The following is a 15666-nucleotide window of genomic DNA, read 5'->3' as shown; positions in this document are numbered from 1 at the left end:
GGTATTTACCGGCTTTCAAATTGTGGGGGCGACGGTGAATATGTCTGCTGTCCATGCAATTCCACAATGGCATTATCTGATACTGCAAGCCGGATTGATCTGGTTTGTCAGTCTGGTGGTTGCTTCGTTAGCCTTTATGGTATCTGTTCTGGTGCGTAGTACAGCAGCAAGTATCGTGGTCATGATGGCTGCGCTCATTTCGGGCACTATCCTGACCAACATGGCTTCATCTTGGCAGAGCGCGAAATATTTATTTATGGTTAACCTGGGATTAACCGATTATTTATCTGGAAGCCCTGCCCCGATTGAGGGAATGACCCTTCCGTTTTCTTTAGCTGTACTAGGCATTTGGGGGGCTGCGGCATTGATTGTTTCATTCGCCGTCTTTACGAAACGGGATATATTGAATTAAAATGGACAAGGTAAAAGAAAACATCTGTTTGCATTTTTGGTGAAAACCATCAAGAATAAAGCAAAACACGGTTACGATTAGACAAAGGGGGAGCATGAATGGTCGACAAAATCGACTTGTCTGCGGGAGCTTCCGGTACACAGAACGGAGCTTCAGAATATGGCGCGGACGACATTCAAGTGCTCGAAGGGCTTGTGGCAGTTCGCAAACGGCCGGGCATGTACATCGGGAGCACCAGTTCTTCGGGACTGCATCATTTGGTATGGGAAATTGTAGACAACGCGGTGGATGAACATCTTGCCAAGTTTTGCTCTCGCATTGATATCACAATGCATAAGGACGGCTCTATTACAGTATCAGACAACGGGCGCGGTATTCCTACGGGAATGCATAAAATGGGAATTCCTACGCCTCAAGTTGTATTCACCATTTTGCACGCCGGAGGTAAGTTTGGCGGTTCGGGATATAAAAAGTCCGGGGGTCTGCATGGGGTAGGTGCGTCTGTAACGAACGCTCTTTCGGAATGGCTTGAAGTGGAAATCTACCGGGACGGCAAGATTCACCGTCAGCGGTTCGAATATTGGCAGGACAAGAAGGGCGTGGAGCATGTCGGTGAACCGACCACAGGCCTTGAAGTGCTGGGCAATACTAACAAGACGGGCTCAAAAGTTACATTTAAACCGGATATTCGCGTTTTTCAGTCAGGCATCCATTTTAACTATGATACACTGGCTGAGCGCCTTCAGGAAATTGCCTTTCTGAATTCCGGCCTTCGTATTCAGCTTAAAGACGAACGCAGTGGAAAGTCAGATGAATATTATTATGAGGGTGGAGCGAGTCAGTTTGTTGCTTTTTTGAATGAGGGCAAGGATGTACTGCATGATGTTATTCACTTTAATGCTGAGAAAGAGGACATTGAAGTAGAGATTGCCATCCAATACAATGCTGGTTACACAGAGACGATTGCTTCGTTCGTTAACTCCATTCCAACACGTGGCGGGGGAACGCATGAAACAGGCTTCAAAACCGCTTACACTCGTGTGATGAATGACTATGCACGCAAAACAGCGCTGTTGAAGGAAAAGGATAAAAACCTGGAGGGTAACGATCTACGTGAGGGCATGATGGCTGTAATCAGTGTCAAGATGGCTGAGGTTGAATTTGTCGGTCAGACAAAAGATCAGCTGGGGAGTGCTTCGGCACGAAGTACAGTGGATGCCATCGTATCTGAACAGATGCAGCGTTTCTTGGAAGAAAATCCACAGATTGCGCAAACTTTGATTAAAAAGGCAGTTCAAGCGTCCAAAGCACGTGAAGCTGCGCGTAAGGCTCGGGACGAAATGCGTTCTGGCAAGAAGCGCAGTGAAAGTTCTAATTTGAATGGTAAGCTGTCGCCTGCGCAGTCTAAAGATTTTACACGTAATGAATTATTTATCGTGGAAGGCGATTCGGCGGGAGGATCGGCCAAACAGGGTCGAGATTCCAAGATCCAGGCTATTTTACCGTTAAAGGGCAAGCCGATGAATCCGGAAAAGTCAAAGCTGGCCGATATTATGAAAAATGATGAGTACCGTGCTATTACGGCAGCGATTGGCGCGGGGGTAGGAACAGAGTTCTCGCTGGAAGACAGCAATTATTCCAAAATCATCATTATGACCGACGCAGATACGGACGGCGCGCACATTCAAGTACTGTTGCTGACGTTCTTTTATCGGTACATGAAAGAACTCATTGATGCAGGACGCATATTTATTGCTCAGCCGCCATTGTATAAAATAACCCGCAAGTCGGGTAAGCTCGAAACGGTTCGTTATGCCTGGACTGACGAGCAGCTTGATAATTACCTAAAAGAATTTGGACGGAATTTTGAGCTTCAACGTTATAAAGGACTCGGGGAGATGAATCCTGATCAGTTATGGGAAACGACAATGAATCCCGAATCACGCACCCTGTTGCGCGTTCAAATTGAGGATGCTGCCAAAGCTGAACGCCGTGTGTCCACATTGATGGGTGACAAGGTAGATCCACGTAAGCGCTGGATCGTGGAAAACGTGGATTTCACGGAATACGTAGAGTAGTGCTATTAAATGAGGTGTAGACATGAGCTTATCGGAGCAATTTTTGCCAGCTTATCTGGAGGAAATGGTCGGTGACCGTTTTGGCCGATATTCCAAATATATAATTCAGGATCGGGCAATACCTGATGTGCGGGACGGATTAAAGCCCGTACAACGTCGGATTCTGTACGCGATGTACGATTCGGGTAATACTCCGGAAAAAGCATATCGCAAATCCGCCAAAACCGTTGGGGATGTTATGGGTAATTACCATCCTCACGGTGATTCATCTATTTATGATGGTATGGTACGGATGGCACAGCCTTGGAAAATGAGCCACGTACTGGTGGACGGTCATGGCAACTGGGGTTCTCAGGATGATGATCCTGCAGCAGCTATGCGTTACACGGAGGCGCGCTTGTCTCCGATCGCAATGGAAATGCTGCGTGATATCGAAAAACGCACGGTTTTGTTCAAGGACAACTTTGATAACTCGGCCAAGGAACCTGTTGTGCTGCCATCTCGTTATCCTAATCTGTTGGTAAACGGCTCAAGCGGGATTTCAGCAGGCTTTGCAACTGAAATTCCAACGCACAGCTTACGTGAGGTAATTGACGCCACTATCGCAGTGATGGAAAAGCCACAGATCGAGCTGGAAGAAATCATGACCTTTATTAAAGGCCCGGATTTCCCGACTGGTGGACTCATTATGGGTGGCGAAGGCATCAAGGATGCTTACAGAACAGGCAAAGGACGTATTTATATCCGTTCTAAAACGGAAATTCAGTCTTTGCGTGGTGGCAAGCAGCAACTGGTTATTACAGAGATTCCATACCAGGTTGTTAAATCCAGACTCGTAACTGCTATGGAAAATATCCGTCTGGAGAAAAAGGTAGAAGGAATTGCCGAGGTCCGTGACGAGAGTGGACGAAATGGCCTGCGTATTGTTGTCGAGCTGAAGAAGGAAGCCGATGCAGAAGGTATTTTGGCATATCTGCTGAAAAAAACCGATCTCCAGGTCGCTTATAATTTCAATATGGTAGCCATCGTAAACAAAGCGCCGCATCAGCTTGGATTAAAATCCATTTTGGAAGCATATATTGCACACCAGCGCGAAGTTGTCACAAACCGTATCAAGTTTGAATTGGAAAAGGCTGAGGACCGCGCGCATGTACTGGAAGGCTTAGTCAAGGCGCTGAACATTCTGGATGAGGTCATCGCGGCTATTAAAGCTTCCAAAAACCGCCAGGATGCACAAAATAATTTGCAATGGATGTTTGGCTTTAGTGAACGTCAGGCGGATTCCATTTTGACTCTGCAATTGTATCGTCTTACGAATCTTGAGATTACCACCCTCGAAAAAGAACTTGCGGACATTCAGAAAAAAATTACCCATTACCGTTCCATTCTGGAAAGTGACCGCAAGCTGATCAGTCTGATCCGCAAGGAGCTGCTGGAAATTCGTGAAAAGTACGGCATTGACCGTCGTTCGGAGATACAGGGTGAGGTAGAAGAGATTAAAGTAAATCTGGAGGTCATGGTTGCGGCAGAGGACGTGTTGCTGACCCTCTCGAAAGATGGCTATGTGAAACGTACGAGTATGCTATCGTTCACTCGTTCTGGCGGGGAACGTTCCAACTCCGGTGTTAAAGAAGGGGACTACATAACCCAGTTCCTTGACGTGAATACACTTGACGTGCTGCTCGTCTTCACCCAGCGTGGACAATACTTTTTGCTTCCTGTGCATCAGGTACCGGAGTATAAGTGGAAAGAGCCGGGCACTCCAATTGTCAATGTCATTTCGCTAGCGAAGGAAGATCGTATCATAAGCGTTATTCCGATCAAAAACATGGAGGAAATCGGCAAAAGTCTGGTGTTTGTAACGAAGAGAGGGCAAGTCAAACGAACAGAACTTACGGAATATGCCACAAAGCGCTCCAGTGCTGTAGCAGCCTGCAAGGTGGCTGGCGACGATGAGATATTATCAGTAACGTTAAGTGACAATAGCAAGGATATTATGTTAATTACCCGTGCGGGGATGAGCATACGCTTCAAGGAGCAAGAGGTTAATGCCATGGGCCGCGTTTCAGCGGGTGTCAAAGGTATACAACTGGCAGAAGGCGATGAGATTGTCGCAGCGCTATGGGTAGAAGAAGACGAAGGAGAGGTGCTGGTCCTCACCGAATCCGGTTACGGCAAGCGTACGCTTCTGCTGGATTATCCTTCTCAGGGAAGAGGCGGTAAAGGAATCAGCACCTTCGAATTCAAGGAAGGCAAGCGGGTGCGTTCGAACGGAACTCGAATCGTGGCTGCCTTCTATTGTCGTGAAGCTGTTCAATTATTTGTCATCACATCAGAAGGGCAGACGATGTCCTTCCTTTCGGAAAAAGCTCCTTTAACTGACCGCAAGGATACAGGCAAGCTGCTAGCTCCTGTAGAGAAGAAGGACGAAATTGTAAATGTGCTGCCGCGTAGTGAGCCGCAGAGTTCACAGGCAGTAGAATAATTATAAAGTCAAGCGTTTTTTAGCTCGAAAAAGAGAGGTCCTCACGTGCCGTTCCGGCACGAATGAGGACCTTTTTGCCGTCATGCTGTCGAACCTTGACCCGCCTCCAAATCCGGAGTGAGACTTCCTTCCCCTTTTCATTTGACACTCCAAAAACGGCAGGAAACTGGGGCGGAATGGCGAAAATTTAATGTGATGAATTACAATCCGGACGGTGGCCCATACGTTAACTTTGATGCTTTTACTGACCCTGTTATTTAAAGGAGTGAGGCAAAATGCAAACGACCGAATTTGCAAAAATCTGGTCCAGAATGGCTAAGGATTACAAGGTTCATATGGAGCAGCAACTAGCTCCATCTCTAACGGAGGCTCAACTCACGGTGCTGGAGGTTCTGAACGAATATGGCCGTATGAAGCCGTCTCAACTAATCCCATATCTCGCCACCACACCTGCGGCAGTTACGATGCTACTGGATCGGATGGAGCGGAATCGACTAGTCACCCGGTTCAGAGACGTAAAGGACCGTAGAATTGTATGGATTGTTATTTCGGATCAAGGCAGAGAAGAAGTGGAGCGTGGATTGCAAATCCGGGACGATTTTCTGGGTTCTGCACTAAATCGGATATCTCAGCACAATCAGAATTTGTTGGTTTATTTGTTGGGGAAAATTACAACGAAGACGAAAACGGTTGTATCAGCCAGTGAAGATGAGGGGATAAAGGAACAAATAGAGCGAGCGGAATAGTCAGACGAGTGGAAACATGAAATGTAGCTACTACACAGCAGATTAGCATCTAAGGTCAATAAAAGTGCGCGGATCAATACCGGTTATGGTATCATGTCCGCGTTTTTTTGTGTTCTTTCGTAAGGGGCGTTTATGGAAATGTTGACATTTACATAAGGGATGATAAAATAACAGTTATGAATAAATAACAATTAGCATGCAAATAGTTAATAGTTTATGTATAAGGATAGCGAATTGGGTAATAGGAAGAAGGATGGTTCTAGTGAGTAACAGAGAGGAAGACAGACTTGAGGTGTATCGGATTATTCAATCAGTAAGGGAGGTTAACAAGACCATATTTTATGCTTTCTGGAATGAGGAGCAGCATCTTGATCTGACGGCCATTCAGCACATGACTTTGGCGATTCTGAATAGACGCCCCAATATTGGGTTATCTGAGCTGGCAGAGATAGCTCATGTGGGAAACAGCTCTATGAGCGGAGTGGTTGACCGCTTGACCAAAGCGGGATATATCGTCCGCGGACGGCATGAGCATGATCGCAGATCACTAGTACTGACGCTTACGCCGGAAGGAAAAGACATAATGCAAAAGGTAGACGCCATGTGGATGGAGCGTGTCTTGCCTATTCTGGATATCCCGAAGGAGCAGCTCGATATGGTCCTGGATATCCACAAACAAATGATCATGAAATTAACATCGAAAGGAATGAATCAACTTGAGCAGTCCTCAAATGACACTATCAGGTAATGTCCGCAGAGCCCCTATTGTGGCCGCTCTGTTGATTGGCGCTATTGTTGCAATACTAAACCAGACGTTGATAAGTGTAGCTTTACCGAAAATGATGAGTGATCTGAATGTAGATGCCAATATAGCTCAGTGGCTTAGCACAGGCTTTATGCTCGTGAACGGGGTATTGATCCCGGTGACCGCATTCTTGATTGCCCGTTTCTCCACTCGTACATTGTTTATGAGTGCAATGACTATCTTTTCAATTGGGACATTGTTATGTGCTATAGCGCCAAGTTTTAGCATATTGCTGATCGGTCGGCTTATTCAGGCTGCAGGTGCAGGGATTATGATGCCTTTAATGATGGTCGTTATCTTGAACATCTACCCAATAGAGCAACGTGGCCGTGCGATGGGAACGCTGGGACTTGCGATGGGGTTTGCTCCAGCCATTGGACCAACCTTATCCGGTTATATTGTCCAGCATTATGACTGGCGAATATTGTTCTGGATCATCCTGCCAATTTCAGTGATTTCGATTGTGATCGGATTTATTTTTCTGAAAAATGTAACCGAGCAATCCAGGCCTAAGCTGGACATTCTCGGCGTCATTTTATCTACACTTGGTTTCGGCGGGCTGTTATACGGCTTTAGTGATGCTGGAACATCGGGCTGGGGAAGTGTTCCGGTCCTGTCTACACTCATCGTTGGGACGATTGCGCTTGTGTTATTTATTGTCCGCCAACTGAAGGTAGATGAGCCTATGCTGGAGTTCCGTATCTTTAAATACGATGTGTACAGCTTAACGACAATCATTAACGTGATTGTGACGATGGCTTTGTATGCCGGTATGATATTGCTTCCAATTTACTTGCAAAATATTCGCGGTTTTACACCGCTCCAGTCTGGTATGCTAATGTTACCGGGAGCAATTCTAATGGGGATTATGTCTCCGGTGACGGGGGCTATTTTTGACCGAATTGGGGCACGCTGGTTGTCTGTAATTGGGTTGTTGATTATGACTGTAACGACATGGGAATTTACACGTTTGACCGAATCAACCACTTATATGACACTGTTAATCAATTATACGGTGCGGATGTTCGGGATGTCATTGCTGATGATGCCGATCCAAACGGCCGGACTGAATCAGCTTCCGCAACGCTTGAATGCACATGGTACGGCGATGAGCAATACGCTGCGGATGATTTCCGGCTCAATTGGGACTGCTATTCTGGTGACGGTGATGTCTTCTCAGACCAGCAACCGTTTGACCACGATTGTCGCATCTGAGGGACTGAATGTTACAGACAAAGCAGTAATGCTGGCTGCAGGTAATCAAGCTACGATTTACGGTATTAACTCGGCTTTTATCATAGCAACACTATTGAGTGTGACAGCTTTGATTTTAGCGTTTTTTATCAAAAATACGAATGCTCAAAACGCTCGTTCTCGTCAACGACTGGCCAATAGCAAAAAGGGGAAGACGGTGGCTTCCTCATCATGAGCATAGATATCATTTAATTTGCTTTTGGGAAAAAAAATAACCCGCACTGCATGTTTGTCTACATGCATGCGGGTTATTTGTGGTGAGTCTGCTCAATTTTCCGACGTAATCATATTTTCATAAAGCGACAAGGGCCACTCACTCCAAGGAAACTGGACGGGAGGAAGTGAGTGGAAGCTCATGGCCTCCTTGGTGACCGGATGCGGTGCTCCAGCGAGTAAGGACCAGAGGGCTAGCTGTTGACCGGGGCGGCTCAGATTGCCGCCATATTTTTGATCTCCATAGAGGGGACAGCCGATGGCCTGCATCTGTACGCGAATTTGGTGCGAGCGTCCGGTGTGCAGCTTAATTTCTACAAGACTAAGTCCAGCAGCTTGTCCGATCACGTGGTATTCCAAAATGGCTTCCTTGGCACCATCCGTGCCGGGTCTAACCGTTTTGACCGTGTTGGTACGGTTGTCCTTTAGCAGGTAATGGGTTAGACGTCCTTGGAGAGCCGTAGGAACGCCATTTAGAACAGCTGTATACAGTTTGTGAAAATGACGGCTTCGAACCGACTCCGACAGGCGAGAAGCAGCTTTGGATGTCTTAGCAAAAATCATGGCTCCGCCTACGGGGCGATCCAGCCTGTGGACTAAACCCAAAAAGACGTTACCAGGCTTATTGTGTCTGATTTTCAGATCTTCCTTAAGTAGAGACAGCAGATCTGGATCACCACTAGCATCCTCCTGTGTCGGAACATTGACAGGCTTTACAACCGCCAGGACATGATTATCCTCATACAAAACAGGAATATTTGGTTGTGTATGTCCGGGCCGGGCAAGTTCATCTTGATTCATAAGAGGAATTAAGCCTCCCAACGTCCGAGAATACCACAAGGCAAATTCAAACCTGAGCGTGTGATCGGCAATCCGATTTCACCAGCGCTAATTTGGCCGCCGTACTTTTGATGCATTGTCATGCTCAGCATGTTGCGCAATACAGTAGGTGAAATGCCTGTCGTGTAGGAGTTGATCAGCATGAACAATGGTTGGTCCGAAATGATGCTCATGCAGGATTCGAGAAACGGATATAAGCTTTCTTCAAGCTTCCAGGTTTCTCCGTTAGGTCCGCGTCCATAAGAAGGGGGATCCATAATAATTGCATCATATCGGTTGCCCCGCCGTTGTTCCCGTTGCACGAACTTGAATACGTCGTCTGTAATAAAGCGTACTGGACGGTCAGCCAGGCCGGACAATTGAACGTTTTCCTTTGCCCACTGCACCATACCTTTGGCGGCATCCACGTGAACTACACTGGCTCCGGCATACGCTGCGGCAGTAGTGGCTCCTCCTGTGTAAGCAAACAGGTTCAATACGGAAATGGGTCTGCCTGCGCCTTTAATTTTATCCATCATCCAGCTCCAGTTGGCTGCCTGCTCTGGAAAAAGACCAGTATGCTTGAAGCTGGTCGGTTTAATGTGGAATTTAAGCGGTCCATAGCTAATCGTCCAGCGCTCAGGGATAGGCTTTTTCATATCCCATTGGCCGCCCCCGGAAGAGCTGCGATGATAATGCCCATGAACATTGCGCCATTCGGCTGTTTCCTTTGCCAACGGCCATATGATTTGCGGATCGGGACGACGCAGGACAATATTGCCCCAACGTTCCAGCTTTTCACCGCCGCCTGTATCCATTACTTCATAGTCTTTCCACTCTTGTGCTACATACATGTACAATCCATCCTTCAGCAGTCAATTCAGGATTTAGGCAGCAAGCTGCGTAAAATCCCCACATGGAGTCTATTGTACAACAAACCTTAGCAACAATCGAATGATTCCATGAATAAGTAAGTAGTCAGGTGGAGCGAAAATATTTTTTTTCGATGTACTTGTAATTAGAGCGCTTCCATATTAAAATGAAATCAATCCCACTTGTACGTACGTAATATCTTTACGTTGAAGTTTGCAGGAGCGTAGAACTTCCTTAATGGAAGGATACCTTACCATTTTATAGACTTTAACAGCGAACAGCCGCATTGTAATGCGGCTGTTTTGCGTATATATTTTCAAAATGCACATCATGCTTGAAAAATGTATTTGACAATGAGAATCATTATCAAATATTATTTGAGTAATAGGGAATGAAAGCATCCCATATTTCAAATAAAGGTGAGGGATGAACTTGGGTAAAATCATGATTGCTTATGCTAGCATGACCGGTAATACAGAGGAAATCGCGGAATTGATCGCCGAGGGCGTTCGTCAGGCCGGGCATGAGGCGGAGTTGAAGGCTTCGTATGATTGCAGCGCGCAAGAACTGCTCGCATATGACGGATTCCTGTTAGGTGTATATACATGGGGAGACGGTGAGCTTCCTGATGAATTTTTAGATTTTTACGAGGAACTAGATGAGCTTGATCTGTCTGGTAAAAAGACTGCTGTATTTGGCAGTGGAGATACGTCTTACACACAATTCTGTGGCGCAGTGGACCTGGTAGAAGAAAAAGTTAAAGAACGCGGTGCATCTGTCATTCAGGAGAGTCTCAAAATTGAATTCAATCCATTGGATGACGAGAAGGAGAATTGCCGAGCTTACGGAAGACAATTCGCACAGGCTGGTATTGGAGTGTCCTGAGAAGAGAGTGAGGGATAGGTATGCGCAATGGCGATAGCTTAAGCGGCTTTCCTCTTCTGCACGACTATCAGCTTGAGGAGATGTGGAGAACTCCGCAGCCAATCCGTCCATCACAGAGAAAACGAGGGCGTGAGGGCTGGAATTGGCGACAGCGGGTTCAATATGCGATAGGGCATGCGTTGAACGAATACTTTGGAATGGAAGTAGAGGTACGGCGCGAAGTCCCTGTCCAGTATGTGCTGGAGAAATGGTGGCCTAAGCAGTCGAACAGTTTTGATTCATTGTTTCATTACTGGGATGTCAAAAATAAAGTGTCAGGCGAGTTGTCAAAAATATGTGCCTTAAATAATGACTTATGGATGCCTGTGATGTTGTATGAACAATTTTTCACAGTGGTGCCTGAGTTGGAGGTCGATATTTCGCTGATTATTCAGGCAGCTTGGCAACTCTCAGAACAAGCGGACTCATTGCTGATTCAAAAGTATATGGTGGACTACAACCCCAACGTTATTAGTACATTTCAACATCTAACAAATGTATTTTGTTATTATGCATTTGGAGCTCTTCCTCAGCTTATTGAGGTATACTGTCTGCTAGAGGGTAAGAAAGTTCGTTTTCTTCCTGGATCGACTTCTTTACAGCAATCCCTAGATTATGTCCAATTATTAAAAGGCTCCGTAGAGGATATACAGAAGACGACAGAACACTGTCGTTGCAGGGGATGTATGGGTCAGCAAAGTTCTCAGCAAAACAGAGCGAATAAGGACAGAAAGGAAGAGCGGGAGGCGAATAACAGCAAGGATCGGTCAATTGGATCTACGCTTTTTTCTTAGGTTTATTGTGCAACCCTTTAATTGTAAACTATCCCTTTCCGTGAAAGAGCCTTGGAAACAAGGTTCTTTTTTATGAAAAAAAATTCTGAAAAAACTGAAAATTTATATTGCCTGAATAGATAAATATATCTATAATATTTCAATGTACAATAGTTATATGAAAATATTTAAATATAATGAAGACGGTTTGTGGACTATGGATTAGATTGTCCTATGTACATAAAGTTTGTCCTGTCTTTTGCATGGCATGTAGCCATGTGTTTATTTACGTTCTCCATTTGGTTTAATGGCCTAATATTTCAATATTAAAATATTAGCGTTGAATAATAAAAATTTTTTGAACAACAGGGGTGGAACAAGTGAGTAAGAAAACTGTATTGCCGATTCTCATCGTACTGCTCATTCTGAGCGGTGGAGCTATTGGCTACTATTATTGGTATCAGGCAACACACTTTGTTAAAAGTGATGATGCGCGTATTCAAGCCGATCAGTATAAGGTAATGCCGCAAATTTCCGGAGAGATTAGCCACATTGATGTGGAAGAAGGCGATGTATTGCAGCGCAACGAACCGATTGCCGAGCAGGATGTATCGGGTCTGGATGCGAGCATGATCAGCAAGTCTGTTCTACGTGCGCCGATTAACGGAACTGTTATTAAGATTTATTCGAAGGAGCATGAAATCGGAACACCGGGTAGTGCTGTAGCGACTATGGTTGATATGAACAACCTGTATGTATCTACGAATATTGAAGAAACCGATATTAACCGTATTAAACCAGGACAGCTTGTTGACATTACGCTTGATGCAGCAGGTGACCAGGTAATTCAAGGTAAGGTTCGCAAAGTGGGCGAGGCTTCCAATGCAGTGTTTTCGCTCGTTCCTGCTGTGAACACAAGTGGTAACTTTAATAAGGTGACTCAACGCGTACCTGTAGAAATTGCCGTGAACAAGCCTAAGGACATGAAGCTTATCCCTGGAACCAACGTGGAAGTAAAAATTCATACATCTTAAAAAGGAGGGGTCCATGTGGCTGCCAATGAAACTGCTGCTGCTCCTTCGACAGATTCTTCCAAAGAACGCTGGCTTGCCTTTTTTGCTATCGTTTTAGGCGCCTTTGTCGCCATTCTGAACAACAGTCTGATCAATGTCGCCATTCCACGATTGACGACGGATTTAGGGTCAACGACGACACGTATTCAGTGGGTTATTACAGGTTACACGCTTGCATCCGGCGTAATCGTCCCGATTACCGGATATATGGAGCAGCGTATCGGATACAAAAAGTTTTTGATTCTTGCGCTCAGCGTGTTCTCGCTGGGGACAGGAATATGTATTTTTGCATGGAGTGATTCTTCCCTGATTGCAGCGCGTGTATTGGCTGGTCTGGGCGGCGGTGTCATTATGCCGCTGAGTATGACGATTATTTACAAAATTATGCCGCGTGAACAAATCGGGATGTCCCTTGGTATATGGGGGATCGCCGCCATGGCGGCACCGGCTATAGGACCTACGCTGAGCGGTTACTTAATTGAATGGTTTAACTGGCGTTTCTTGTTTATTGTCAGTCTGCCTGTTGCTTTATTTGCCATTTTAATGGTTATCCTTCTCATCAAAGAGCCGCCTAAGGTGACGCCCAAGCCGTTTGATGTGCCAGGATTTTTACTGGCGGCAACCTGCGCAGGAACGCTCTTGTACGCATTGACAAACGGTCAGCGTGATGGCTGGACTTCTTTTGGCATTGTATCCCTGCTGTTTATTTCTTTCTGGGCACTTGTTTTTCTCATCTATGTAGAAAGCGGCAAGGATAATGCTGTAATTGAAATATCATTATTCAAAAATTCAAAATATACGATTAGTGTTATTGCCTCCAGTCTGGTCATGATGGGGATGTACGGAGGAACGTTCCTAACACCGTTGTTTTTGCAAAATATTCAGCGCGTGTCACCGATTGATACTGGTATTATCCTCATTCCGCAGGCCATTGCTATGGCAGCCATGATGCCTATTGCCGGGAAACTATTTGATAAGTTCGGCATTGTGCCTTTAGGACTTGTGGGCCTGACGCTAACGAGCTTTATGACGTATCATCTTCATCAGCTTACGCCAGATACTTCGCATGCCTGGTTGGAAACCGTAATGGCATTACGGGGTCTAGGAATTGGGATCTGTATGATGCCGTTATCCACAGTCGGTATGAACGCCGTTCATCCGAGCAAGGTAGCTAATGCGTCTACAGCGTCTAATCTGGTGCGTACTGTGGCTGCATCTATGGCGATTGCGGTACTGACCGCCATTATGCAAAGCCGTTCGGCTGCTCATGCCCAGCAAATTTCAGAGTCCATTACCCCAGACTCTGCTCATGTGCTTCAAGCGACAATGGGCAGCTCATGGATGTCATCCATAAGTAGTTTGATCACACTGGATGCTACATCAAGAGGAATTGGGGATACGTTCCTCATTTCATCCATACCGCTGTTTTGCACGATTCCACTCATCTTTTTGTTTATTCAGAGGAAGAAAGCAAAGACACAGCCGGAAGCTTAATAAAGAGAAATACAAAAATATCGACTGGATGGCTTACATTATTTCCACGGACAGAAAGAAAGGGAATTATCATGAAAATATTGAGAGTAGAAAGTACATTAGCGGCTTTAGTCCTCGGCGGCGCAGTGCTGGCAGGCTGCTCCAGTAATAGCGGAGCGGCACAGGACATGGTCGTTCCAGTTAAAATTAGTCAAGCACAGCAGGGGATTATCGGACAGGGAAATATTTATACAGGTACGGTAACACCTTCAGAAACAGTCAACATCGTGCCTAAAGTGGGCGGCAAAGTGGTTGAGTTGCCTGTAGATATCGGCTCCGAGGTTAAAAAGGGGCAAGTCTTGTTCAAGCTTGATGATAAGGATATGCGGAATAACGTTGCAAAAGCACGCGCCGCCGCCGCTGCAGCAGCAGCCGGCGTAAGTACCGCTCAAGCATCCCATGAATCAACGATGGTTCAAGCTACTTCGGGTCTAGTACAGTCCAAGAGCGGTGTGATTCAATCCCAAAGCGCAATCAATCAGGCACAGGGTGCTATTAATCAAGCAACCACAGCCGTAGAACAAGCAACACATGGTGTCTCCTCGGCAGCCAACACGGTGAAACAAACACAACAAGCTTTGGCAGATGCGCAAAAGAATGTAACACGTACACAAAGTCTGTTTGATGCTGGTGCAAGCACCCAAGCACAATTAGAACAAGCAAAAACCGCAGTTGTGAATGCGGAAGCGGCTTATAATAATGCACAAAATGCGCAGGCTAATGCAAAAGATCAATTAGAAGCTGCTCAAAAAGCCTTGACTACAGCCCGCAACAGCTATGATTCAGCAAAAAATAGCTATAGTAATGCCAATAGCGGCTACAGCAATGCGCAAAATCAGCTTAAAGTATCTCAAAATACAGCGGGCATCGAGTCTAGCCAACAATCTCTTAAGCAGGCACAACTGAATGTAGCTATTGCTCAGGATGCATTGGATGACACGGTTGTTACCTCACCAATCAACGGTATTGTGGGTACAAAAAATGCAGAGGTGGGCGAAATGGTGTCCGCTCAGTCTCCTGCGCTGGTCATCGCTAACCTGAGTACCGTCAATACATTGATCTATGTCCCAGCAGAACAGATCAACAATGTAAAAGCAGGTGACAAAGTACAGGTTCGTGTTGCAGCATCCAACATTGTAACAACAGGTACAGTGAAAAATGTAAGCCCGCTGGATGCAAGTGGTAAAGGATATCCTGTAAAAATTTCAGTAGCCAATCCAGACATGAAACTGAAATCCGGCATGTTGGCTGATATCAGCTTTGTCGCTTCCAATGCGCAAGAAGGTATTGTTGTTCCAACTGCGGCAGTTCAAAAGGATCAAGGTAAAGAATATGTATATGTGGTAAACGGCGACCATGCGAAGCGCAAGGAAGTGAAGACTGTTCAGACGACAGGTTCACAAACACTCGTTACCAGTGGCCTGAGTAAGGAAGAGAATGTGATTGTAAATAATCTGGCATTGTTGTCCGATAACTCACCGATCACAATTACCCAATAACTTGGTTTTAAACTTGCATACTATGTAAATAGTAGAAATTTATTAAGGACGTGCCAAGGCAGCCCGCTTGCGGGCTGTCTTGTTTTTATTTCAATGTGCATATGTTACATAAGATTAATGTCGAACTGGGGCTTTTTTTGACGAACATTGGTAGAATAGGATAGACTAAATTGGAAATA

Annotated in this window: 13 protein-coding genes; 11 read left to right on the top strand and 2 right to left on the bottom strand. The window is 45.7% G+C overall.

Annotated features, from left to right (window positions below; all coding sequences use genetic code 11):
- The 6 genes from AC5V8P_RS05980 to AC5V8P_RS05955 all read left to right on the top strand — a co-directional run.
- A partial coding sequence (locus tag AC5V8P_RS05980; RefSeq protein WP_495473577.1) for a DUF2705 family protein occupies nt 1–412 on the top strand: 412 nt, incomplete at its 5' end.
- A gap of 98 nt (nt 413–510) precedes the next feature.
- Nucleotides 511–2490, top strand: a complete 1980-nt coding sequence (gene parE / locus AC5V8P_RS05975) for a DNA topoisomerase IV subunit B (protein ID WP_063213405.1) — start codon at nt 511–513, stop codon at nt 2488–2490.
- A 22-nt stretch (nt 2491–2512) separates the two neighbouring features.
- A complete protein-coding gene (gene gyrA / locus AC5V8P_RS05970; RefSeq protein WP_064796462.1) occupies nt 2513–4975 on the top strand; it encodes a DNA gyrase subunit A in 2463 nt (820 codons plus the stop codon).
- 275 nt (nt 4976–5250) lie between these two features.
- Nucleotides 5251–5721 (top strand): MarR family winged helix-turn-helix transcriptional regulator, encoded by a 471-nt coding sequence (locus AC5V8P_RS05965; protein WP_063213403.1) that lies wholly within the window; start codon nt 5251–5253, stop codon nt 5719–5721.
- A 262-nt stretch (nt 5722–5983) separates the two neighbouring features.
- Entirely contained in the window at nt 5984–6469 is a 486-nt protein-coding gene (locus tag AC5V8P_RS05960) for a MarR family winged helix-turn-helix transcriptional regulator (RefSeq protein WP_064796463.1), read from the top strand.
- Entirely contained in the window at nt 6453–7955 is a 1503-nt protein-coding gene (locus AC5V8P_RS05955; RefSeq protein WP_064796464.1) for a DHA2 family efflux MFS transporter permease subunit, read from the top strand. The genes AC5V8P_RS05960 and AC5V8P_RS05955 overlap by 17 nt, the downstream gene beginning before the upstream one ends.
- Nucleotides 7956–8047: 92 nt before the next feature.
- Here the strand turns inward: AC5V8P_RS05955 and AC5V8P_RS05950 are convergent, their stop codons facing one another.
- Nucleotides 8048–8794, bottom strand: a complete 747-nt coding sequence (locus AC5V8P_RS05950; RefSeq protein WP_064796465.1) for an RluA family pseudouridine synthase — start codon at nt 8792–8794, stop codon at nt 8048–8050.
- A gap of 8 nt (nt 8795–8802) precedes the next feature.
- Nucleotides 8803–9666, bottom strand: coding sequence for a class I SAM-dependent methyltransferase (locus tag AC5V8P_RS05945; RefSeq protein ID WP_064796466.1), 864 nt, complete (start codon nt 9664–9666; stop codon nt 8803–8805).
- A 445-nt stretch (nt 9667–10111) separates the two neighbouring features.
- On the opposite strand from AC5V8P_RS05945, the gene AC5V8P_RS05940 reads away from it, so the two are divergent.
- The 5 genes from AC5V8P_RS05940 to AC5V8P_RS05920 all read left to right on the top strand — a co-directional run bounded on the left by AC5V8P_RS05940 (nt 10112) and on the right by AC5V8P_RS05920 (nt 15487).
- On the top strand, nt 10112–10570 hold the full coding sequence (locus tag AC5V8P_RS05940) for a flavodoxin (protein WP_016822119.1): 459 nt from the start codon (nt 10112–10114) through the stop codon (nt 10568–10570).
- A gap of 20 nt (nt 10571–10590) precedes the next feature.
- Nucleotides 10591–11403 (top strand): hypothetical protein, encoded by an 813-nt coding sequence (locus AC5V8P_RS05935; RefSeq protein WP_064796467.1) that lies wholly within the window; start codon nt 10591–10593, stop codon nt 11401–11403.
- Between the two features lie 359 nt (nt 11404–11762).
- Complete coding sequence (locus AC5V8P_RS05930; protein WP_013371571.1) at nt 11763–12416, top strand: HlyD family secretion protein; 654 nt, start codon at nt 11763–11765, stop codon at nt 12414–12416.
- Between the two features lie 15 nt (nt 12417–12431).
- Nucleotides 12432–13949, top strand: a complete 1518-nt coding sequence (locus AC5V8P_RS05925) for a DHA2 family efflux MFS transporter permease subunit (RefSeq protein ID WP_063213396.1) — start codon at nt 12432–12434, stop codon at nt 13947–13949.
- A gap of 71 nt (nt 13950–14020) precedes the next feature.
- Complete coding sequence (locus AC5V8P_RS05920) at nt 14021–15487, top strand: efflux RND transporter periplasmic adaptor subunit (RefSeq protein ID WP_064796468.1); 1467 nt, start codon at nt 14021–14023, stop codon at nt 15485–15487.
- The last annotated feature ends 179 nt before the right edge of the window (nt 15488–15666 follow it).

The sequence above is a fragment of the Paenibacillus sp. N119s genome, from assembly GCF_059447605.1.
Note: the sequence above shows the minus strand (reverse complement) of the source record. Positions and strands in the feature narration are given on the sequence as shown.